The organism is Bradyrhizobium sp. MI1.7 (assembly GCF_055811795.1).
The window spans coordinates 72,181-93,600 of sequence record NZ_JBVVPO010000034.1 but is presented as its reverse complement, the minus strand read 5'-3'; the positions used below and the strand labels follow the sequence as shown (position 1 = coordinate 93,600).

At 64.4% G+C, this 21,420-nt stretch carries 17 protein-coding genes; 13 read left to right on the top strand and 4 right to left on the bottom strand.

The features are described from left to right. Nucleotides 1–314 precede the first annotated feature (314 nt). Genes AC0L3X_RS27490 through AC0L3X_RS27465 form a run of 6 tightly spaced genes read left to right on the top strand, consistent with a single transcriptional unit; the run spans nt 315 to nt 6,560 of the window. Nucleotides 315–1,130, top strand: a complete 816-nt coding sequence (locus tag AC0L3X_RS27490) for a sugar phosphate isomerase/epimerase family protein (protein WP_473317007.1) — start codon at nt 315–317, stop codon at nt 1,128–1,130. A 30-nt stretch (nt 1,131–1,160) separates the two neighbouring features. Beyond that, nucleotides 1,161–2,798, top strand: coding sequence for an ABC transporter substrate-binding protein (locus tag AC0L3X_RS27485; RefSeq protein WP_354099692.1), 1,638 nt, complete (start codon nt 1,161–1,163; stop codon nt 2,796–2,798). Nucleotides 2,799–2,801: 3 nt separating this feature from the next. Next, the gene (locus AC0L3X_RS27480) at nt 2,802–3,785 is read left to right on the top strand and encodes an ABC transporter ATP-binding protein (protein ID WP_354099717.1); all 984 of its coding nucleotides are present in this window, start codon (nt 2,802–2,804) and stop codon (nt 3,783–3,785) included. Further along, nucleotides 3,782–4,774: an ABC transporter ATP-binding protein gene (locus AC0L3X_RS27475; protein ID WP_354099691.1), complete on the top strand. Its 993-nt coding sequence runs from the start codon at nt 3,782–3,784 to the stop codon at nt 4,772–4,774. Before AC0L3X_RS27480 ends, AC0L3X_RS27475 begins: the two co-directional genes overlap by 4 nt. Beyond that, on the top strand, nt 4,774–5,703 hold the full coding sequence (locus AC0L3X_RS27470; RefSeq protein WP_014495224.1) for an ABC transporter permease: 930 nt from the start codon (nt 4,774–4,776) through the stop codon (nt 5,701–5,703). Before AC0L3X_RS27475 ends, AC0L3X_RS27470 begins: the two co-directional genes overlap by 1 nt. Then, complete coding sequence (locus AC0L3X_RS27465; RefSeq protein ID WP_354099690.1) at nt 5,700–6,560, top strand: ABC transporter permease; 861 nt, start codon at nt 5,700–5,702, stop codon at nt 6,558–6,560. The genes AC0L3X_RS27470 and AC0L3X_RS27465 overlap by 4 nt, the downstream gene beginning before the upstream one ends. Before the next feature lie 47 nt (nt 6,561–6,607). On the opposite strand, the gene AC0L3X_RS27460 is transcribed toward AC0L3X_RS27465, so the two are convergent. Both AC0L3X_RS27460 and AC0L3X_RS27455 read right to left on the bottom strand, forming a co-directional pair. After that, complete coding sequence (locus AC0L3X_RS27460; RefSeq protein WP_354099716.1) at nt 6,608–7,984, bottom strand: SagB/ThcOx family dehydrogenase; 1,377 nt, start codon at nt 7,982–7,984, stop codon at nt 6,608–6,610. A gap of 95 nt (nt 7,985–8,079) precedes the next feature. Continuing rightward, entirely contained in the window at nt 8,080–10,326 is a 2,247-nt protein-coding gene (locus AC0L3X_RS27455; RefSeq protein ID WP_354099689.1) for a TOMM precursor leader peptide-binding protein, read from the bottom strand. A 917-nt stretch (nt 10,327–11,243) separates the two neighbouring features. Here AC0L3X_RS27455 and AC0L3X_RS27450 point away from each other — a divergent pair. The 3 genes from AC0L3X_RS27450 to AC0L3X_RS27440 all read left to right on the top strand — a co-directional run bounded on the left by AC0L3X_RS27450 (nt 11,244) and on the right by AC0L3X_RS27440 (nt 14,711). Continuing rightward, on the top strand, nt 11,244–12,113 hold the full coding sequence (locus AC0L3X_RS27450; protein ID WP_354096483.1) for a VOC family protein: 870 nt from the start codon (nt 11,244–11,246) through the stop codon (nt 12,111–12,113). A gap of 201 nt (nt 12,114–12,314) precedes the next feature. After that, nucleotides 12,315–14,165 carry a dihydroxy-acid dehydratase gene (gene ilvD / locus AC0L3X_RS27445; protein WP_354096484.1) on the top strand — a complete coding sequence of 617 codons (1,851 nt, stop codon included), beginning with the start codon at nt 12,315–12,317 and terminating at the stop codon, nt 14,163–14,165. A gap of 222 nt (nt 14,166–14,387) precedes the next feature. Next, nucleotides 14,388–14,711 (top strand): hypothetical protein, encoded by a 324-nt coding sequence (locus tag AC0L3X_RS27440; protein WP_014495230.1) that lies wholly within the window; start codon nt 14,388–14,390, stop codon nt 14,709–14,711. A gap of 348 nt (nt 14,712–15,059) precedes the next feature. Here AC0L3X_RS27440 and AC0L3X_RS27435 read toward each other — a convergent pair whose 3' ends face one another. After that, entirely contained in the window at nt 15,060–15,581 is a 522-nt protein-coding gene (locus AC0L3X_RS27435) for a GNAT family N-acetyltransferase (protein WP_354096485.1), read from the bottom strand. Nucleotides 15,582–15,732: 151 nt separating this feature from the next. Between AC0L3X_RS27435 and AC0L3X_RS27430 the strand changes: the two genes are divergently transcribed. From AC0L3X_RS27430 to fabI, 4 genes are read left to right on the top strand one after another with little or no spacing between them, the layout of a single operon-like run. Further along, nucleotides 15,733–17,955 (top strand): DUF3141 domain-containing protein, encoded by a 2,223-nt coding sequence (locus AC0L3X_RS27430; protein ID WP_283016506.1) that lies wholly within the window; start codon nt 15,733–15,735, stop codon nt 17,953–17,955. Nucleotides 17,956–17,984: 29 nt separating this feature from the next. Beyond that, the gene (locus AC0L3X_RS27425; protein WP_283016505.1) at nt 17,985–18,947 is read left to right on the top strand and encodes a phosphate acetyltransferase; all 963 of its coding nucleotides are present in this window, start codon (nt 17,985–17,987) and stop codon (nt 18,945–18,947) included. Between the two features lie 5 nt (nt 18,948–18,952). Further along, the gene (locus AC0L3X_RS27420) at nt 18,953–20,167 is read left to right on the top strand and encodes an acetate/propionate family kinase (RefSeq protein WP_283016504.1); all 1,215 of its coding nucleotides are present in this window, start codon (nt 18,953–18,955) and stop codon (nt 20,165–20,167) included. Further along, nucleotides 20,164–20,952 (top strand): enoyl-ACP reductase FabI, encoded by a 789-nt coding sequence (fabI, locus tag AC0L3X_RS27415; RefSeq protein ID WP_028147828.1) that lies wholly within the window; start codon nt 20,164–20,166, stop codon nt 20,950–20,952. Before AC0L3X_RS27420 ends, fabI begins: the two co-directional genes overlap by 4 nt. A 6-nt stretch (nt 20,953–20,958) precedes the next feature. On the opposite strand, the gene AC0L3X_RS27410 is transcribed toward fabI, so the two are convergent. Then, entirely contained in the window at nt 20,959–21,417 is a 459-nt protein-coding gene (locus tag AC0L3X_RS27410; RefSeq protein ID WP_071913863.1) for a MaoC family dehydratase, read from the bottom strand. Between the last annotated feature and the right edge of the window lie 3 nt (nt 21,418–21,420).

The window sequence follows — 21,420 nt, the reverse complement described above, 5'->3', positions numbered from 1 at the left end:
GCCCCATGCGGTCCCCCAACCCCATGTAGCGCGATCAGAAGGTGATGCCCCTGGAAGGCCGCCGATCGATGCGCGCGATGTACGCGAAGTATGGTTAGGATTCCATTCCGGATCACTACGGACACGAACGCGCTTGATGCTGCACGCTGGTGCATTCGTCCGCATCTGCTGCGATCACTGCTGCCTGAATTCGATGCAGGCGATCGGCGGGGATGTCCACATCAGCGCATCGCCCCGGCACCTGCATTTCACGGGCCTGTCACTTAACTGGTCTAGCGCTGCTCCCGTCATCGCTGACGGTCAAGGAGCAAGCCATGTCGAAGCCGGTGCTGGGCGCAGCATTGTCCATCAAATCGATCCCTGCTCACCGAGATTGGCTTCTGGAACGGCAGCGCGATCTCGAAATCCAGGATTTTTTCCGCGCGGATTTGCTCGACGGCGATTGGCGGAGTGCGGCCAGCGAGATCAAGCAGATGCTCTCGGGCCATACCGGCCGGCTCGGCATTCACGGCCCGTTCTGGGGCTTCAAGATCGACAGCCATGATCCCTTGATCCGCAAGGCGGTGACGAAGCGCCTGCTCCAGGGCCTCGATGCCGCGGAATTCCTCGGTGCGACGCAGATGGTGATCCATTCACCGTTCACGACCTGGGACCACAACAATCTCGACCTCTATCCCGATAACCGCGGCAATCTCGTCGAACGCGTCAAGACGACGCTTGCCGAGGTGATCGCGCGCGCCGAGACGATCGGCTGCGAGGTCGTCATCGAGAACATCGAGGACAAGGATCCGCGCGACCGCGTGCGCCTCGCCAAGACGCTCGAAAGCAACAAGGTCCGCGTCTCCCTCGACACCGGCCACGCCAACTATGCCCACATCTCCACCGGCGCTCCGCCGGTCGATTACTACGTCGAGACCGCCGGCGACATGCTGACGCATGTGCACCTCCAGGACACCGACGGCTTTGCCGACCGGCACTGGGCGCCGGGCGAAGGCAACATCCCGTGGGTGGCCGTGTTCCGCGCGCTGGGCCGGCTGACCTCCAACCCGCGGCTGATCCTCGAACTCCGCAATCACGACGACGTTCGCGCCGGCGCAGCCCATCTGGCCGCGCTCGGTCTCGCTGAATAACCGGCATCACAAAGGTCAGGGCTTATCGTCATGAGCAAACTCACCCGTCGCACCATCCTGAAGTCCGGCGGCGCTGCCGCAGGCACGCTTCTCCTGCCGCGCTTTGCGATCGGGCAGGCCGACAACCGTCCGTCGGTGACGATCGCCGTGCAGAAGGTGACGAATTCGAACGTGCTCGACGTGCTGCGCGAGCAATCGAACGTCGGCGAACGCGTGTTCTTCTCCTCGATCTGGGAGGGCCTGATCTCCAAGAACTGGCGCGGCAGCCTGGAGGCCGTGCCGGGCCTCGCCACCGAGTGGCGCCGCATCGACGACCAGACCGTCGAGGTGAAGCTGCGCCAGGGCGTGAAGTTCCACAATGGCGACGAGCTGACGGCCGAAGACGTCGTCTTCACCTTCAGCCGCGAGCGCATGTTCGGCGAGACCGAGGCCAAGAGCCGCTCCACCATCCAGGCCTTCGAGAAGATCCCGACGCCGCGCCCGGGCAAGGAATTGCCGCCTGATGTGCCGGCGGTCGCCCGCCGCATCTGGCCGGACCTCGTGCGCGTCGATGCCGTCGACAAGTACACCGTGCGCTTCTACAACGCGACGCCCGACGTCACGATCGAGGGTCGGCTGTCGCGCTACGGCTCCGACATCATGAACCGCCGCGCCTGGGAGCAGTCCGCGAGCTATCTCGACTGGGCGCGCAAGCCGATCACGACGGGCCCGTACAAGGTCGTCGAGCTCAAGCCCGACGTGTCGCTGACCCTCGAAGCGCATGACGAATATTGGGGCGGCCGGCCGCCGCTCAAGCGCATCCGTTTCCTCGAAGTGCCCGAGGTCGCGAGCCGCATCAACGGCCTGCTGTCGGGCGAATACCAGTTCGCCTGCGACATCCCGCCGGACCAGATTGCCGGGATCGAAAAGAACGCGGCGTTCGAAGTGCAGGGCGGCACCATCCTCAATCACCGCCTGACCGTATTCGACAAGAACCACGCCCAGCTCGCCAATCCCTTGGTGCGGCGCGCCTTCACCCACGCGATCGACCGCCAGGCGATCGTCGACAGCCTCTGGGCGGGCCGTACCCGCGTGCCGAAGGGCCTGCAGTGGGAATTCTACGGCGACATGTTCAACGCCGACTGGAGCGTGCCGGCTTACGATCCGAAGCTCGCGCAGGATCTGTTGAAGCAGGCCAACTACAAGGGCGATCCGATTCCCTATCGCCTGCTCAACAACTACTACACCAACCAGGTTGCGACCGCTCAGGTGCTGGTCGAGATGTGGAAGTCGGTCGGCCTCAACGTCCAGATCGAAACCAAGGAGAACTGGTCGCAGATCATGGAACGTGCGCCGACCCGCGCGGTACGCGACTGGTCGAACTCGGCTGCTTTCAACGACCCCGTCTCGTCGCTGGTCGCCCAGCACGGCCCGAACGGCCAGCAGCAGCAGATCGGCGAGTGGACCAACGCCGAACTGAACAAGCTTTCGGAGTTCCTGGAGACCTCGACCGACCGGGCCGCCCGCAAGAAGGCGTTCCGCCGCATGCTTGAGATCGCCGAGCGCGAGGATCCCGCCTATACGGTGCTGCACCAGAACGCGACCTTCACCGCGAAGCCGAAGTCGATCAAGTGGAAGGCGTCGCCGGCATTCGCGATGGATTTCCGCGCCGGCAATTTCGAGGCGTAAGTGGTGACGCCGCTGGTCAGCATCCAGGGCCTCAGCGTCGCCTTCAACGGCGTCCCGGTCCTGCGCGGCGTCGATCTCACCTTACAGAAGGGCGAGGCTCTCGGCCTCGTCGGCGAGTCCGGCTCCGGCAAGTCCGTGACGTGGCTTGCGGCGCTCGGGCTCTTGCCGCGGCATGCAAAAGTCTCGGGCTCCGTGCGGCTCGACGGACGCGAAATCCTCGGCGCAGCCGCGGGTGAGCTTGACCGGGTGCGGGGCGGGCGGGTCGCCATGATTTTTCAGGATCCCGCAAGCGCGCTCAATCCGGTGCTCACCATTCGCAAGCAGCTCTGCGAGGCTCTGGCGCTGCATCGCGATCTCTCGGGCGAGGCGGTGAAGGCCGAAGCGCGGCGGCTGCTCGATCTCGTCGGCATTCCCGATGCGGCGCGGCGGCTCGAAGCCTATCCGCACGAATTCTCGGGCGGCCAGGTCCAGCGCATCATGATCGCGATGGCGCTGGCCGGAAATCCCGATCTCCTCGTCGCAGACGAGCCGACCACGGCGCTCGACGCCACCATCCAGGCGCAGATTTTGGAGCTGCTCTCGACCATCCGCCGCGAGATGAGCATGGCGATGGTGCTGATCAGCCATGATCTCGGCGTCGTCGCGGAAAACTGCGACCGCGTCGCCGTGATGTATGCCGGCCGCATCGTCGAGCAGGCGCCCGCCAACCAGCTCTTTGCCGATCCGGTGCATCCCTACGCGCAGGGCCTGATCGGCGCACTGCCGCCGCTCGACGGACCGCGTCGACGTCTCACGGCCATTCCGGGGACCGTTCCCGATCCCGCGCACATGCCAAGCGGCTGTGCCTTCGCGCCGCGCTGCGTGCTGGCGGCCGAGCCGTGCGGACTTGCCGTGCCGAGCCTGGCGCCGATCGCGAACGATCGCGTGGTTGCCTGCATCCGGGCTGAAGCTTCGCGCCGCGCGTTGCTCGGGATCGCCGCCGAATGAGCGCGCCGCTCGTCGAGGTGTCCTCGATCTCGCGCAGCTACGCGATGCGCTCCGGGATGTTCGGCCGCAGCACAGCGGTTCACGCGGTCGACGGCTTGTCACTTGCGATCCGCAAGGGCGAGACGCTCGGCCTCGTCGGCGAGTCCGGCTCGGGCAAGTCGACCACGGGTCGTATCGTGCTCGGTCTCGAGCCGCCCGATCGCGGTGAGGTGCGGTTCGACAGCAAGGCGATGGCCGCGCCGGGCACGAAGGCGTGGCGCGCGCAGCGGGCGCGCATGCAGATGATCTTCCAGGATCCGCTGGGGGCGCTTGACCGGCGGTTACCGGTCGCCACCCAAATCCGCGAGCCCCTGGACATTCACGGTCTCGGCACGCCGGCCGAACGCGAGGAGCGTGTCCGCGAATTGCTGCGCGCGGTCGAGCTGACGCCGGCGCATGGCGCGCGCTATCCGGGCGCGCTCTCCGGCGGCCAACGTCAGCGTATCGTGCTGGCGCGGGCACTGGCGACAAAGCCCGATTTCCTCGTCTGCGACGAGCCGGTCAGCGCGCTCGACGTCTCGATCCAGGCGCAGGTGGTGAACCTGCTTTGCGACCTCCAGGTGCAGCTCGGGTTGACGCTGCTGTTCATCAGCCACGATCTGCGCGTCGTGCGGCAGATCAGCAATGTCGTCGCCGTGATGTATCTCGGCCGCATCGTCGAGATCGGCAGCGCCGACGATCTCTTCGCGCGTCCCGAACACCCCTATACGCAGGCGCTGGTCTCGGCGTCACCCGCGCCCGGCCGCCGCAGTGCGGGCCGCATCGTGCTGGCAGGCGATCCGCCGAACCCGGCGGCGCGGCCGCAAGGCTGTGCCTTCCATCCGCGCTGCCCGCGCGCTATCGCGCGCTGCGCGAGCGAGGTGCCGGCGCTGTCGGCCGTCGGCGGAGACAGGCAAGTCGCCTGCCATCTCGTGACGGGGCCGCAGGCCGAGACGCGGGACGCGGCCTGATGGGACGCTATCTTGCCATTCGGATCGGACGCGCGGCGCTGACGATCGTGCTCGTCGTCACCTTCGCCTTCGTGGTGCTGCGCCTCTCCGGCGATCCCGCGCTGATGATCCTGGGACCTGAGGCGCCGCCGGAAGTGCTCGCCGCCTTCCGCAAGGCCTGGGGGCTCGATGATCCCATCTGGTTCCAGTACCTCGACTACTTCGGCGCCATCGCCAAGGGCGAGCTCGGCCGCTCCATGCGTGACGGGCGACCGGCGATCGAGCTCGTGCTGGAGCGGATTCCGGCAACGCTGGCGCTGACGCTGCCGGCCTTCTTCTTCAAGGTCGCGCTCGGCATTCCCGCCGGCATCTATGCGGCGCTGCACCGCGGCTCGGGAATCGATCGCGCCGTGATGATGACGGCGGTCGCCGGCTTCACCGTGCCGAGTTTTGTCCTTGCGCTGCTGCTCGTGCTCGTCTTCGCCGTGCAGCTCGGCTGGTTGCCGTCGGGCGGGCAGGACAGCTGGCGTCACGCCATCCTGCCAATCGTGACACTCAGCCTCGGCGGCGCCGCGGTGCTGGCGCGCTTCACCCGCAGCGCCATGCTGGAGGTGCTGGGCCAGCCCTATATCCGCACCGCCTCGGCCAAGGGCGTGCCGTGGCGCAAGGTGGTGACGTCGCATGCGCTGCCGAACGCGGCGATCCCGACCGTCACCATCCTCGGCTTCATGGTGGGCACGCTGATCGCGGGCGCGGTCGTGGTCGAGAGCGTATTTGCCTGGCCGGGAGTAGGGCGCCTGCTGGTCGTCGCCGTCGCCAACCGCGACCTCGCCGTCGTGCAGTGCATCCTGTTGCTGGTCGCGATGACCATGGTCACGTCCAATCTGATCGTCGACTTCCTCTACGGCTTCCTCGATCCGCGGCTTCGCGCGAAGGGAGCGCACGCATGACCGACGCAGCGCTGAAGGACACGGCTGTCCGCCGCCGCATCAGCCTTCCCGCGATCCCGGTCTCGGTCGCGCTCGCGATCAGCTGGATCGTCGCCATGCTGGTGATCGCGGCGTTCGCCGAGAAGATCGCGCCTTACAGCTTCACCCAGCTCGACCTGCGCAACCGGCTGGCTGCGCCCGGCAATGTCGCGCACTGGCTCGGCACCGACGAGCTCGGCCGCGACGTGCTGTCGCGCTTGCTCGTTTCCATCCGCATCTCGCTGTTGATCGCCTTCGGCGCGACCGCGATCTCGGCGATCGTCGGCACCACGCTCGGCTTTCTCGCCGCGCATTTCCGCGGGGCCGTCGAGCAGCTCGTGCTGATGCTGACCGACTTCCAGGCCAGCATGCCGTTCCTGATCATGGCGCTCGCGGTGCTGGCCTTCTTCGGCAACTCGCTGCCACTGCTGATCGGCCTGATGGGGCTGTTCGGCTGGGAGCGCTATGCCCGCATCGCCCGCGGCCTCGCCATCTCCGCCAATGCGCAAGGCTATGCCGCGGCCGTCCGCCAGCTCGGTGCGACGCCGTCGCGGATTTACTTGCGCCACATCCTGCCCAACATCGCCTCGACCCTGATCGTCTCGACCACGCTGGTCTTCCCCGAGGTGATCCTGATGGAATCAGGCCTGTCCTTCCTCGGCCTCGGCGTGCAGCCGCCGATGACCAGCCTCGGCAACATGGTCGGCTATGGCCGCGAGTACCTGACCCGTGCGCCCTGGATCATGCTGGCGCCGGCGACCACCATCGTGATCACCACGCTGGCCGTCTCCGTGATCGGCGACTGGCTGCGCGACCGGCTCGATCCGACCCTGCAATAGGGCGACTGGCCTGACGCGTGCGCCGATTTGCCGTCGGACACCCGCTTCTAGCCTTGGACCTCCGGCGTCCTGCCGCGCCCGAGCGCGAATTGGCCGACCGGGCCCTCGATATGGAATTCCAACTCCGTCATTTTCGCGAACAGATCGATGTTGGTGCTGCCAATGGCGCAGCCGCCGAGGCCCATATCGGTTGCTGTCAGGTAAAGCGTCTGAATCAGGCTGCCGACATCCTTCAGGATCAGCGAATATGCGATTGAGCTGTATTTCCAGGAGACCCGCCCAAAACGCGCCGCGATCGTGATGAGGATTTGCGGCTGACCCGGCGCGTCCATGGCGAACTGGGCAGCTGCCAACTGCGCCTGGAGTTGTTGGGGGGAGGCGCTGATCGCGACTAGAGCGTGGCTCCCTGCATCGTAGTGGTAGAGTCCGCGCGCAAGCCCGTCGCAGTTCGCGACGGTAAGGTACAATTCTAGCTCGTACGCGCTGCCCGCCGACGGATAAGGCCTTGTGCTGTAGGTGACGTCGGAACCGCCTTCGAAATACGGCTCGCTCTTCCATTCGGACAAGACGCGCGCGCTGGTGTCGAGAAACTGCGCGAGTTCGCCGAGCGTGACCGGATTCTTGTCGTCGAAATCCCGTGTTGAATGGCGTTCGCGCAACAGCTTCGGGAAGCGGGAGTTCGGCTCCGGGGAGGAGAATTTGCGCAGGTCAATCTTGCTGCCGGCCCAGGGCGGACGCACTGCCGGCGACGGCGGAACGACGCCGGCATAGGTGAAGGCGGCGCCGACCGGATTGGCTTGCCGACCCTCCGTGCTCCGCGTGTGAAACACCAGATCGTGGAAATCCCAGAGTACGAGGTTGCCGTCGCCTTCGTTCACCCGCAGGCCTTGTCCGTCTTTCGCATCGAGCTTGAGCAGGATCTGGCTGTCCAGCAACAGTTCGAGCAGATGGAGGGTGGAGGGAGCTATCTTCTGGTTGAGCTTGCCGATCTTCCGAGGGTGCGACAGCGCCGCAAGGGTGGCGGCGATGGCGGGATCGCCAATCCGGAACAATGCGCCGGCGCGTGGCGATTCCAGCACCAAATCGTTGCCGCGCCGGCGCAGAAAGGCAAAGCGCGATAGCACAATGGTGTCACGACTGCCCAGCTTCGCGCGCCGCGGCCAGTATTCGGGGACTTGGGGTTCGATGACCACAAAGTCCTGCGTGTTACGCGAAGAGGAGAGGCGGTATTCCAGAAGCCCCTGCCGGGCCAGGCGACGCACCAGGGCGTCGACCTCTCTCGCGAGGGCGCTCTTGCCTGCAAAGGACGCGAGCGGAAGGCCGGTGCTCAGACGTCGCGCGCAGTCCATCGCGGCCGCGCTGAATTGTCCGAGGTTGACGGAATAGTCGCCCAGAATGGCGGTGATGTTTCCGTCCGGCTGCATCTGGAGGGAGAAGTTATGGCTCAACCGGGCGGCAATGTCTGGCGCGATCTTCCTGGTCGGCTTTTTCCGGGGAGCGCGCACGAAAGAGCAGCCCTTCAGGTGTGTGGAAGGAATGAAGTCAGATCGCTTTCCGGTCGCGGCCGGTCCAACAATCCGAGCTTCACCGGCACATCGTAAAGGCGACCCGGTGCGAAACGGCGATAGAAGTGACGCAGGCCGGGAACGAGCACTCTGACGACCGGAACCTCGACGTCGGGACGTGTCTGGTCGAGGACGAGGAAATCGTAACCTGAACGGGCGGCGATCTCGACGCAGGCAATGACCTGGTCACGCGTATTGTCGTGAAGCTTGAGGCTCGGCGCCGGGGGAACGATCGGGTGGTCGCTCGGTGTCAGGAACGGGTAGTCTTCCAGGCGCAGCGGCGTGACACCGTCGAGGGTCGGCTTCTCGCCGCTTGCGCCGCCCATCATGCCGACGGACATAAATTGGGTCAGTTCGGTGAGGGATCGCAGCAGCGCTATATGGCGGTCGAAATGCGCGCCGGAACCGAACTCGATATTCTCGTGTCCATTCTGCATCCAGTGCATGATCGCCACGTAAGTCGGAATGCCGAGATCCGTGGTGATGTCGAGCACCCACAGCTTGCGCCCGGCTTCCGCAAATTGAGCCTGGAGATCCCGAACATAGAAATCGTCGAATTGCCCGAGATCGACCTCGGCGCGTTGCACCCGGTTGTACCACCAGATCGCGTAGGCATCGCGCTCGATCAGTTCGAGGAAGCCCTGAACGATGGCTTCGTCGCGGGTGTTGCCGGCCGCACAGCCGTTGGAATCCGTATGAAAGCCGCCATAGAAGAAGTACAGGAGGCCGGTCGGCAGATATTTGAAGCGTTTGTCGCGCAACGACGAGACCGGCGACCACTCGGTCCTCGTCGAGGGATCGAACGGCTCGGGCACCGGATGGGGATCGTCCGGCTGCTGCAGAAACCTGGTCTTGAACTGCGTTTCGCTGAAGAGCTGGACGTCGTTGGGAAGAAGTGCGTCGCCAGGCGCGAAATCGGCAAAGCGGCGCGTCGTCCTGATCTCATCGCCCTGGAAAATGCCCGAATAGCGTTCGATCGACTCCATCAGCGCGCTTGCCTCGCCCTGTTCAGCCGTCGAGCCCTTGCCAAAGCTGCCCCCGCTCAATCCGGACCTGAGCTGGTCGACGCTGTGGGCTGGCGCGGAGAAATTGTGCTGGGCGAAGTAATTGGTGTTCATCGGCAGGTCGACGTCGATCCGCTCGAGCCGGGTGACCACGCCGGTCAGCGGGCTCACATGCTTGCGGAAGCGCGACACCGTCGACCGGGACGTCACGGTGCGATATCCACCGCTGGTCATGACGAGCCTCTTGCCCTCGGCAATCTCGACCAGGGCCGGAGATCGGCGCGGGTTGTTCAGCTTCCTGCTGCCGCAGGTCGGACATTGCGGACGTCGCGTCACGTAGTGCTTGGCGATGGCGGCGCCGGTCAGGTCGAAACTTGCGATGTGATCGCACAAATCGGTGCGAAAATCCGAGGCAATTGCCTTGGCGATCTCGACGGCCGCAAAATGGATCCCAGTCTTGCCGACGCTTTCTCTGACGAGAGGCGATATGGCAACCGCACGCGCCGGTCCCCGGTCAAGAAACCCCTTGATCTCCCGGTTGCGGATCATGCGATCGAACAGGCAGGTCCAGCAGGCGCTCTCGCCCGGTTTGAACATGGGCCCGACCAGCGGAAACGCGCCGGACGGCTGTACCAGCAGCCATGGCGTCTTGCTGGCTACGCGTTCGTGGTTCAATTCGGCGAGCCGCCCGTCAAGATAATCGTTCACCAGCGTGATCGTGAGCTGCGGCGAGCGCTTGGCGATTTGAACGCCGAGCTTACTCAAGGCCGCGGTCAGCTCCTTGGCGCCTTTGACGTCAATCGAGTCGACCTGAACGGGGCAATTGCGAAGATTTTGTTCCGCGATCTCCAGGGGCATGCCGAGGCTTGCCAGGAAACCGCCGACGGCGTCGTCGAACGCTTTCGGGGTCCGCGCAACGACATATCGGCGATCGAGCAGCCGCTTGATTGCTTCCTCGATCTTGTCGGCCGGGAAGCGCTTCGAAAGCTGGCGAATGATCTCCGACCTGGCCTTGCCGTGTTGCCCGATCGCGGTGGCGAGGGCGCAGTAGAGCTCGCCGTGCAGGAAGAATTTGCGGTTCTCGGAATAGAGACAAACCGCATCGGGAGGCAGCAAGTAAGCGGTGAAGTTCGGTGCAAATCGGAGAATGTCTTTGCGGGTCTGCCGCGCAACGCGGGTCTTGCGAGTTGCAGTCATTGAGTCAGCACGCTGATCCTGTTGCCGTCACGCTAGATCCCCGGCGCAAGATGGATCGTCGCGACCGCGCGCCGGAATTTTCCCAGAGAATTGAAACGAATTCAGCTGTCACCCGCAAGCCGCCGATGCAGGCGTCGTAGCGAAATCAAGCAATTGGCCGGACCCTTTCTTGAGGCCGGCCAATGACCTATCAACCCGTGAATTTGACATTCGGAATGCGCCGGGGTCTAGCACACGCGGCAGCGGCCCCACGATGCGCAGCAACCCGCGCATGATACGGCGCATCCCACCACACCAACGCCACAGCCGACAGCACAGCCAACTGCACAACCCGCACATCGGCAACCGACGCCACATCGGCAACCACGGCAAGCCCGACAGCCTCCGCAGCCGCGGCAACCGCCGCATCCGCGCCATGCCAGCTGCACGCGGCTACCGGCGTTTTCCTTGTCGAAGAGATGGAAGGTGGCCAGGCTGACGTCAGCCATTTCCTCTTCATCGAGCGTGATTGCCTGGCCCGTTCCAAGGTGCGGCAATTGTTGTACGTCGGGTGTCGGCACGGCGGACGCCGATGCGCCTCCCGCCAGCGAGAACGTCAACCCTGCGGCTCCGAACGCCGGCACGGCGACTTTGCTTACTCGCTTCTTCCCTTTAGAAGTCTTCTTCGCCTGCCGCATGGTCGAACCTCCGAGCATTGCAAGAAGTATCCCAGCCGCGGTAAGTCTACGCCCAGGAAATAACGCGGGCAACAATTACGCGCACAAAAGCGCGGGGCTGCACGTTCGGGATGTATTCATCTTCATGAACGGCAACCGGCACGGCCGGTTGACACAACGCGTCAACGATCAACGCTCTCGGTGCGAGGGCAACTTGGTGCAGTGCCGCAATCGCATCCAGGTTTGAACGGAGAGATCGGCGTGGCGGATCAACTCGGACGTTTCGCTTGGTACGAACTGCTGACCACGGACGTCGCGGCGGCGGGCGCATTCTATCGCAAGGTCGTCGGCTGGGGCGTGACGGATGAATCGACTCCGGAACTGCCTTACACGGTGCTTCGTAGCGGCGGCACCCCACTGGGCGGCCTTATGGATATCCCGGAAGAGGGGCGAAGATCAGGGGCAACGCCGAGATGGATGGGTTACGTCGCTGTCGACGACCTGGACGGGGCTGCCGCGCAGATCAGGCGTCTCGAAGGCACGATCTTTGTGCCGCCGACCGACACCAATATTGGCCGAATAGCAGTCGCTGCCGATCCGCAGGAAGCGACGTTCGGGCTGATCGAGAAACCGACATATGGCCGATGGAAACCGGGCCGGCTGGACGAGCCCGGGCGCGTAGGCTGGCATGAGCTATTGGCCGCCGACCGGACCGTGATCTTGGATTTCTACAGAGAACTATTTGGTTGGCAGAAGGCTGACGCTCAAACCGATCCAGCGGACTGGTACCAATTGTTTTCGGCGGGGGGGCAAACGGTCGGCGGCATGCTGACGAAACTTTCGAGCGTAGCGCAGCCATGTTGGCTGCATTACTTCAATGTCGACGACATCGGCGCTGCGACGAAGCATGTGAATGCTGGTGGAGGCCGGATCCTCCAGGGTCCGATCGAATTGCCTGATGGCTGCTGGATCGCACGATGTGTGGATCCCCAGGGCGCGCTGTTTGCACTGCAGGGTGCCGGGGGTCATGCAGGCATCGAGCCATTCTCGGCCTCGGAAGTCGGGTGGTCCGCCAAGTGGGGCGGCATCGCCTCCCAGGGGAGAATTGTGCTGCCCAAGCCGAAGCGCTAGCTGCTGCGGCGTTCGTCCGGCGCTGGCGCGACCCTGCAATAACCCGCGCCCGGAGCAGGGGAGGCCTGCGCGGGGCCGATCCGGGTCGTTTCGGGGCAAGTTCCCGTTGCGCGCGCCCAGCCCGTGCGCTATCCGGCCGGAAAGGCCTGAGGCGGCTTCCATTTTTCCGCCCGGCTGACCCAACCGAGGACGGAAACCGCCATGCCAGCCTATCGCTCCCGCACCACCACCCACGGCCGCAACATGGCGGGCGCCCGCGGCCTCTGGCGCGCGACGGGCATGAAGGATGCCGATTTCGGCAAGCCGATCATCGCGGTCGTGAACTCCTTCACCCAGTTCGTGCCCGGCCACGTCCACCTCAAGGACCTCGGCCAGCTCGTGGCGCGCGAGATCGAGCAGGCCGGCGGCGTCGCCAAGGAATTCAACACCATCGCGGTCGATGACGGCATCGCCATGGGCCATGACGGCATGCTCTACAGCCTGCCGTCGCGCGAACTGATTGCCGACAGCGTCGAGTACATGGCCAACGCGCACTGCGCCGACGGCCTCGTCTGCATCTCCAACTGCGACAAGATCACGCCCGGCATGCTGATGGCCGCGCTGCGGCTCAACATCCCCGCCGTGTTCGTCTCGGGCGGCCCGATGGAGGCCGGCAAGGTCACGCTGCAGGGCAAGACCAAGGCCGTCGACCTCATCGACGCCATGGTGGCGGCCGCCGACTCCAAGGTCAGCGACGAGGACGTCAAGGTGATCGAGCGCTCGGCGTGTCCGACCTGCGGCTCCTGCTCGGGCATGTTCACGGCCAATTCGATGAATTGCCTGACCGAAGCGCTTGGCCTCGCATTGCCCGGCAACGGCACGGTGGTGGCGACCCATGCAGACCGCAAGCGCCTGTTCGTCGAGGCCGGCCACACCATCGTCGATATCGTGCGCCGCTATTACGAGCAGGACGATGCCTCCGTGCTGCCGCGCAACGTCGCCAACTTCAAGGCGTTCGAGAACGCGATGACGCTGGATATCGCCATGGGCGGCTCGACCAACACCGTGCTGCATCTGCTGGCGGCGGCCCATGAAGGGCAGGTGGAGTTCACCATGCAGGACATCGACCGGCTGTCGCGCCGCGTGCCCGTGCTGTGCAAGGTCGCGCCATCGGTCGCCGACGTCCATGTCGAGGACGTGCATCGCGCCGGCGGCATCATGGGCATTCTGGGCGAGCTCGACCGCGCCGGCCTGATCGACACCTCGGTCTCGACCGTGCACGCGCCGACCATGAACGACGCGCTGGAGCGCTGGGACATCAAGCGCTCCAAGAGCGAGTCTGTCCGCACGTTCTTCCGCGCTTCGCCCGGCGGCATTCCGACCCAAGTCGCCTTCAGCCAGGAGCGCCGTTACGACGAGCTCGATAGCGATCGCGAGAAGGGTGTGGTCCGCAACCTCGAGCATGCCTTCAGCAAGGATGGTGGTCTCGCCGTGCTCTACGGCAACCTCGCGCAGGACGGCTGCATCGTGAAGACCGCGGGCGTCGACGCCTCGATCCTGAAATTCTCCGGCCCGGCGCGCGTGTTCGAAAGCCAGGACGCCGCTGTGGAAGGCATCCTGGGCGGCAAGGTTGTTGCCGGCGAGGTCGTGGTCATCATTTACGAAGGTCCGCGCGGCGGCCCCGGCATGCAGGAGATGCTGTATCCGACCAGCTACCTGAAATCGATGGGCCTCGGCAAAGCCTGCGCGCTCGTCACCGACGGACGCTTCTCCGGCGGCTCGTCCGGCCTGTCGATCGGCCATCTGTCGCCGGAAGCGGCGGAAGGCGGCAACATCGGTCTGGTGCGTACCGGCGACCGCATCGCCATCGACATCCCGAACCGCAGCATCACGCTGGAAGTCTCCGACGAGGAGCTCGCCAAGCGCCGCGCCGCGGAAGAGGCGAAGGGCGATGCCGCCTGGCAGGCTGTGGGCCGCAAGCGCAACGTCTCGACCGCGCTCCAGGCTTACGCAGCACTCACCACCAGCGCCGCACGCGGTGCGGTGCGTGAAGTGAAGCGGCGCACGAAGTAAGCGCGGCACCGTCCGCGCCTCGCGCGCATGGTCAACAAGTCCTGAACGGCCGGCGAAAGCCGGCCGTTCGCATTAAGGATGCCTCGACGAAGTTCGGCAACTCGGGATGTTGCAGCGTATGCTGCTCGCGACCTTCGCAAATCCATTTTGGGCAACTGGGGCACCACCACAATGTCTCGTACTCTCGCTGTCGTTTTCTCAACAGTCGTCGCCGCGATTTCCATGACGAGCGCGGCCTCTGCCGGCTGCTACAATTGCTACGCGCCGCCGCCGTGCCAGACCTGCTACCAGCAGCAATACGTGCAGCCGCAATACCGCACCGTCGACGAGACCGTGATGGTGTCGCCCGGCGCAACCGTCGCACACCGCACGCCGGCGCAGTACCGCACCGTGATGGTGCCGCAGACCGTGATGGTGGCACCGCCGAGCGTCCAGTACGAACGCATCCCGCCGCAATACGCCACGCGCCAGCGCGTCGAGATGGTTTCGCCAGGCTATTCCTATTACGCGCCGGTGCAGATGGGCTGCGCGTCCTGCGGCTACTGAGCCATCGCAGCGACGAAGAGTGTCGGGCGGCGCTCCTTTGGGGCGCCGTTTTCTTTTGAGGCAGCAAACGAGGCCCGGAAATGGACGCGAATCCAACCGGGCCTCGCAACCGGCGACGCCCTGGGCGGTGTCGCCAGTGTCCGGGATTGCTGAGGGGCGGCGTGTGTCGGCGGCCGACATGTTGCGAAGCTAGACGAACAGGCTGACGCTCGCCTGACAGATCGCGTGCGGCGGAAAATTCAGGCTTGGGGTGAGGGCGCGCGTTTGGAGGTGCCGGTACCAACGGACGGTGGCGCGACGCGCCGCCGCCATTTCTCTCGATGCTGGAGCTCTCGTACCGGCCGCGTATTAGGACAGCTTCAATGCCATGTGAATTACACCGGGTTCGCGGGTCGTTGCTGGCTTGAAGCCAAACTTGTCGAAGACGCGGAGCATCGCTGCGTTCTCCGGTAGCACTTCCGCGGTCAACTCCGTCAAACCGGCCTCGCGGGCGATCGCGATCAGATGGTGCGTCAGCAGCCCGCCGACGCCGCGTCCCTGCCAGGCATCGATCACGACGAAAGCTGCTTCGGCCCGTCCAGGCTCGAATATGACATAGCGACCACCGCCGATGATCATGCTGCGGCTCGCCTCTTCCGTGCACGCAACCAGCGCCACGTGGTTTCTGAAATCGGGTTCCATGAAGAAAGCGCGTTCCCGTTCGGAAAAATGACGCTTCGTCACAAAGAAGCGGCGTTGGAGCGATTGAGCGCTGGTCTCCTCGAGCGCGGCAAGCATGTCGGGCTCATCCTCGGGACGAAGCGCCCGGATATCGACCAATCGTCCGTCGCGTAGTCTCTCCTGGCGGCTGTAATTTGCTGCATCCGGCACTTAAGCTCTCCCGCGGCCCGATTGCGGCGTGCCCCCGCGGGGCGGTTGGTCGATCCCGATTGACGCGAACGCCGTCACCAACCGTTGACCTAAATCAACGTCAGCGACCGCCGACCTTTTTGAATGACCTCGCGCGACGACGAGGTCGAACATGGCGATCAAAGACTTAAAGCTGCCTGATGGCCCGATGTCGGGGCTGGTCGCCTCGGCCGTGGAATACATGGTCGATGCGGGACAGCGCAGCGTCCTGTTCCTGGACATCATGCGCCAGCGCGGCGACCAGTACCGCGATCACGTCGCCCAGACCGCGCCGCATGTGCTGCAATATGCTGCTGAATTGGTCACGGACGGCCGGAAGCTGGACGAACCGGTCAACTACGCGCTGGTGCGCATCGTTCCGCCGAAGGATGTTGAGATCGACATGAGCCGGCGGCCGTTCGTCGTGGTCGATCCGCGCGCCGGCCATGGACCCGGCATCGGCGGCTTCAAGGCCGATAGCGAGATCGGCGTCGCCATGAAGGCGGGGCATCCCTGCTACTTCATCGGCTTCCTTCCGGAGCCTATGCCCGGGCAAACCATCGAACGCATTGCGCGCGCGGAAGCGATCTTTATCGAGACGGTCATCAGCCGTCATCCGGACGCCGACGGAAAGCCCTGTGTGATCGGCAATTGTCAGGCCGGCTGGGCCGTCATGATCCTGGCGTCACTGCGGCCGGAATTATTCGGGCCGCTGATCATCGCCGGTGCGCCGCTGGCTTATTGGGCAGGCGTGCATGGCAAATACCCCATGCGCTATTCCGGCGGCCTGCTGGGCGGAAGCTGGCTCACGGCGCTCACGAGCGATCTCGGTGCCGGCAAGTTCGACGGTGCCTGGCTGGTACAGAATTTCGAGAACCAGAACCCGTCGAATACGCTCTGGACCAAGCAGTACAACGTCTACTCCAAGGTCGATACCGAGGCGGAACGCTATCTCGATTTCGAGCGCTGGTGGGGCGGACACGTCAATCTCAATGCCGAGGAAATCCAGTTCATCGTCGACGAACTCTTCATCGGCAACAATCTCGCCGCCGGTCGGATCGATATGTCCGATGGCCAGAAGGTCGATCTGCGCAACATTCGTTCGCCGATCGTGGTGTTCTGCTCCAAGGGCGACAATGTCACCCCGCCGCAACAGGCGCTGGACTGGATCCTGGACTGCTACGCCGACGTCGACGAGATCAGAGCTTACGGACAGACTATTGTTTATACGGTTCACGAGAGCATCGGCCATCTCGGGATCTTCGTATCCGGCGGCGTGGCCAAGAAGGAGCACGCTGAGTTCTCAAGTAACATCGATCTGATCGACGTGCTGCCGCCAGGACTCTACGAGGCCACGTTCGAGGCCCGTGGCAACGAGACGCTCAATGCGGATCTTGCGGCTGGCCAGTGGGTGATGCGCTGCGAGGCCCGCACGCTGGACGATATCCGCGCAATGGGCGGAAATTCGCCCGAGGATGAGCGGCGCTTCGCTGCGGCCAAGCGTGTCTCGGAGCTAAATCTCGCGGCCTATCAAAAATTCTTGCGGCCGTGGGTGAAGGGCATGGTGACGCCCCAACTCGCGGAATGGGCCCGCAACATGCATCCGCTGCGGCTGCAATACGAGGCGTTCAGCAGCCAGAACCCCTGGATGTCCACGGTCAAATCGGCTGCAGATCGTGTCGAGACAGACCGCAAGCCGGTTTCAAAGGACAATCCATTCCTGTCATTCCAGGAACAAATGTCGAAGCAGATCGTGCACGCGCTGGATAGCTGGCGCGACGCGCAGGAGGCGCTGAGCGAGGCCGTCTTCCTCAACCTCTACGGCTCACCACTGCTCCAGGCCGCGGTCGGCGTCGACCCTAATTCCGTGCCCTCGCGCCACCGGGAGATGTCGCCGGAGCATCGTGCCATGCTCGCGGCACGGATCGCCGAGCTAAAATCGCACATCGGTGAGGGCGGACTCCGCGAAGCGGCCCTCCGTGCGCTGCTTTATGTTGGTTCCGCACGCGGCATGGTTGATGAGCGCAGCATCGAGGCGTTGCGGCAGGTTCGGCGTGACCATGCCGGCGCCCGCATGACGCTGTCGGAATTCAAGACGCTGGTGCGTGAGCAGTTCTTCATGCTGCTTCTTGATCGCGAAGGTGCTCTCGCTGCGATCCCGAAATTGTTGCCCGACGACACCAACCAGCGGCGTGCGGCCTTCGCGGCGATGCGCGAGGTGCTGTCGGCGAGTGAGGACATCACCGGCGAGCGGGCCAATCGCCTGAAGCGCGTCGCCGCGCTCTTCGGTCTGGACGGAGAGGCGGAGTTGACATCGAACGTCGCCCCTTTCGATCCCAAGGCACGGGCGTCGTAACGCGGATTGGCAGGATCGGGAGTGACATCATGTCGGCCGACACGACGCAAACCCAGCCCGGCAGCAAGTATGATCGGTTAATTGCGGCGGCGAAGGGCGCGCCGCCAACGCCGACTATCGTGGTGCATCCTTGCGACGAGACCTCGCTGCGCGGTGTTATCGACAGCGCAAGCGCCGGCATTATCCGGCCCGTGCTCGTCGGGCCCGAGCGGAAGATCAAGGATACCGCCGCCCGGTGCGATCTCGATGTGTCCGGCTTCGAGATCGTTGATGCCGCGCACAGCGACGAAGCCGCGGCCAAGGGCGTCGAGCTCATCCATGCCGCCAAAGGCGAGCTGTTGATGAAGGGCAGCCTGCACACCGACGAATTGATGCGCGCCGTCACGGCCAAGACCGGTGGCTTGCGCACCGACCGGCGTATCAGCCATGTCTTCGTGATGGACGTGCCTGTCTACGCGGAGACCATCTTCGTGACGGATGCGGCGATCAACATCTTCCCCGATCTCGACGCCAAACGCGACATCATTCAGAATGCGATCGACCTCTACAATCAGGCAGGGTTCGGCAAGACGCCGCGGGTCGCGATTCTGTCTGCCGTCGAGACCGTGACCTCGAAAATCCCCTCGACCATCGAAGCCGCTGCCCTATGCAAGATGGCCGATCGCGGCCAGATCACCGGCGGCATCCTCGACGGCCCGCTGGCTTTCGACAATGCCATCGATCTGGAAGCCGCGCGGATCAAGGGCATCACATCCGAGGTCGCCGGCCGCGCTCAGATCCTGATGGTTCCGGACCTGGAGTCCGGCAACATGCTGGCCAAAAATCTCGCCTATTTCGCCAAGGCCGATGGCGCCGGCATCGTGCTCGGTGCGCGCGTGCCCGTCGTGCTGACCTCGCGCGCGGATTCCCCACGTGCGCGGATGGCGTCCTGTGCGGTCGCCGCGCTCTATGCTCATGCCCGGCGTCAGAAGGCGCCGACGGTTGCCGCGTGATCGCCATGGATACGATCCTCGTCGTCAATGCCGGCTCGTCCAGTGTGAAGTTTCAGGTCTACGCGATCGAAGGCGACGGTGCGCTTCGTCGTCAGATCAAGGGACAGATGGACGGTATCGGCAGCCGACCGCGTCTGCGGGCAAGTGGCCCGAGCGGCGATCCGATGGCCGATCGGGCCTATCCGATCGAGGCTGTGCCTGATGTTCCGGCGGCGATGGCCGTTGCCGGCGACTGGCTGCGGGACGAACTTCGCGTCACGCCGATCGCGGTCGGTCACCGGGTCGTGCATGGCGGGCCGGACTATTCGCGGCCAGTACTGATCGACCACGGCGTCGTGTCCCGTCTCGAACGATTTGTGACCCTGGCGCCGCTGCACCAGCCCCACAATCTGGCGCCGATCCGTTCGCTGCTGGCGAATTTCCCGACGCTGCCACAGGTTGCCTGCTTCGACACCGCATTTCACCGCACGCATGATGCCGTCGCCGACCACTATGCTATTCCGCATCAACTTCATGCCGAGGGTGTCAGGCGCTATGGCTTTCATGGGCTGTCCTACGAGTATATCGCCCGGACGCTGCCGGGCGTGGCGCCCGATATCGCGAAGCGGCGCGTGATCGTTGCCCATCTCGGCAGCGGCGCGTCGATGTGTGCGCTCAAGGACGGGCGCAGCGTCGAGAGCACCATGGGTTTCACGGCGCTCGATGGCCTCCCGATGGGAACGCGTCCAGGGCAGATTGATCCCGGGGTGGTGATCTATCTCATCTCCGAGAAAGGGATGTCCGCCTCAAACGTGCAGAATTTCCTTTATCGCGACTGCGGATTGAAGGGGCTCTCCGGTGTCAGCAATGACATGCGCGAGCTGGAGGCGAGCGCGGACCCCAAGGCGAAGCTCGCGGTCGACTATTTCGTCTATCGGATCGGTCTCAGTGCCGGCATGCTCGCGGCCGCCTTGCAGGGCCTCGACGCCTTCGTCTTCACGGCCGGGATCGGCGAGAATTCGGCGAACATTCGCGCGCGCGTGGTCGAGCAGCTCGGATGGCTCGGCGTCACGCTCGATCCCGTCGAGAACTCCCGCAATTCCAGATTGATCTCGCGTTCCGACAGCCGCATCCCCGTCTACGTCGTGCCGACCGACGAAGAGCTGATGATCGCACAGCATACGCTGTCGCTGTTGATGAACGGACAATCGACCAATCCAAGACAAGAGAGGGTGTCATGATCCCCGTGTTCCCGGATACAAAGGTTGCCCTGAAGGGCAAGAAGGGCCTCGTCGTCGGCATCGCGAACGACCAGTCCATTGCCTGGGGGTGCGCGAGGGCATTTCGTGCGCTTGGGGCCGATCTGGCCGTCACCTATCTCAACGATCGCGCCAAGAAACACGTCGAGCCGCTGGCGCAGGCACTGGAAGCGCCGATCTTCATGCCGCTGGACGTGATGACGGAGGGGCAGACCGAGGCGGTGTTCGAGCGGATTACGAAGGAATGGGGACAGCTCGATTTCCTGCTGCATTCGATCGCCTTCTCGCCGAAGGAGGCACTCCATGGCCGCGTGGTGGACGTCGGTCGCGATGGCTTCCTTAAGACGATGGACGTCTCTTGCTGGTCATTCCTGCGCATGGCGCATCTCGCCGAGCCGCTGATGAAGAACGGCGGCACGATGTTCACCATGACCTATTATGGCAGCCAGATGGTGGTGGAGAACTACAATATCATGGGCGTGGCGAAAGCGGCGCTTGAAGCGGCCGTCCGCTACGCGGCCGCCGAGCTTGGCCCCAAGGGCATCCGCGTGCACGCGATCTCGCCCGGCCCGCTCGCCACGCGCGCGGCGTCAGGTATCCCGGAGTTCGACGAGCTCATGGACAAGGCGCAGTCTAAAGCGCCGGCGCGCAGCCTGGTCAGCATCGACGACGTCGGCAACGCCACTGCGTTCCTGGCGCTGGATGGCGCCAAGCTGATCACCGGGGGCGTTCTCTATATCGATGGCGGGTATCACATCATCGACTGACCGCCCTCAGCGATAGTGGAGGGCGATCAGCTCGGCGACACAAGCGGGCTTCTTGCCGCCCTCGATCTCGATCACGAGATGATAGTTGACGCGCAAGCCGTCCGGCGGCACGTCCTCGGTTTCAGCGACGGTGACCCGGCCGCGGAGCTTTGAGCCGGCCGGCACCGGCGCCAAATACCGGATGCGATCCGCGCCGTAATTCAGCGTATTGCGCAGCCCTTTCAAGCCCATCACGGATCGAATGAACAGCGGAGCAAGCGAGAGCGACAGCAGGCCGTGAGCGATGGTGGTGCCGCCGGGCGCTTCCTTCCTGGCGCGGTCCTGGTCGACATGGATCCATTGCTCGTCACAGGTTGCTTCGGCGAATTTATTGATCCGATCCTGGGTCACTTCGATCCAGTCGCTCGCGCCGATCTCGGTGCCGACCGCGGATTTGATCTCGTTGAAGTCGCTGAATATCCGCATGGT

What these genes read in the sequence shown, in the direction of transcription:
- AC0L3X_RS27490 (WP_473317007.1), top strand. Translation starts at nt 315, where the DNA reads ATGTCGAAGCCGGTGCTGGGCGCAGCATTGTCCATCAAATCGATCCCT.
- AC0L3X_RS27485 (WP_354099692.1), top strand. Translation starts at nt 1,161, where the DNA reads ATGAGCAAACTCACCCGTCGCACCATCCTGAAGTCCGGCGGCGCTGCC.
- AC0L3X_RS27475 (WP_354099691.1), top strand. Translation starts at nt 3,782, where the DNA reads ATGAGCGCGCCGCTCGTCGAGGTGTCCTCGATCTCGCGCAGCTACGCG.
- AC0L3X_RS27470 (WP_014495224.1), top strand. Translation starts at nt 4,774, where the DNA reads ATGGGACGCTATCTTGCCATTCGGATCGGACGCGCGGCGCTGACGATC.
- AC0L3X_RS27465 (WP_354099690.1), top strand. Translation starts at nt 5,700, where the DNA reads ATGACCGACGCAGCGCTGAAGGACACGGCTGTCCGCCGCCGCATCAGC.
- AC0L3X_RS27460 (WP_354099716.1), bottom strand. Translation starts at nt 7,984, where the DNA reads ATGCAGCCGGACGGAAACATCACCGCCATTCTGGGCGACTATTCCGTC.
- AC0L3X_RS27455 (WP_354099689.1), bottom strand. Translation starts at nt 10,326, where the DNA reads ATGACTGCAACTCGCAAGACCCGCGTTGCGCGGCAGACCCGCAAAGAC.
- ilvD (WP_354096484.1), top strand. Translation starts at nt 12,315, where the DNA reads ATGCCAGCCTATCGCTCCCGCACCACCACCCACGGCCGCAACATGGCG.
- AC0L3X_RS27440 (WP_014495230.1), top strand. Translation starts at nt 14,388, where the DNA reads ATGACGAGCGCGGCCTCTGCCGGCTGCTACAATTGCTACGCGCCGCCG.
- AC0L3X_RS27430 (WP_283016506.1), top strand. Translation starts at nt 15,733, where the DNA reads ATGGCGATCAAAGACTTAAAGCTGCCTGATGGCCCGATGTCGGGGCTG.
- AC0L3X_RS27425 (WP_283016505.1), top strand. Translation starts at nt 17,985, where the DNA reads ATGTCGGCCGACACGACGCAAACCCAGCCCGGCAGCAAGTATGATCGG.
- AC0L3X_RS27420 (WP_283016504.1), top strand. Translation starts at nt 18,953, where the DNA reads ATGGATACGATCCTCGTCGTCAATGCCGGCTCGTCCAGTGTGAAGTTT.
- fabI (WP_028147828.1), top strand. Translation starts at nt 20,164, where the DNA reads ATGATCCCCGTGTTCCCGGATACAAAGGTTGCCCTGAAGGGCAAGAAG.
- AC0L3X_RS27410 (WP_071913863.1), bottom strand. Translation starts at nt 21,417, where the DNA reads ATGCGGATATTCAGCGACTTCAACGAGATCAAATCCGCGGTCGGCACC.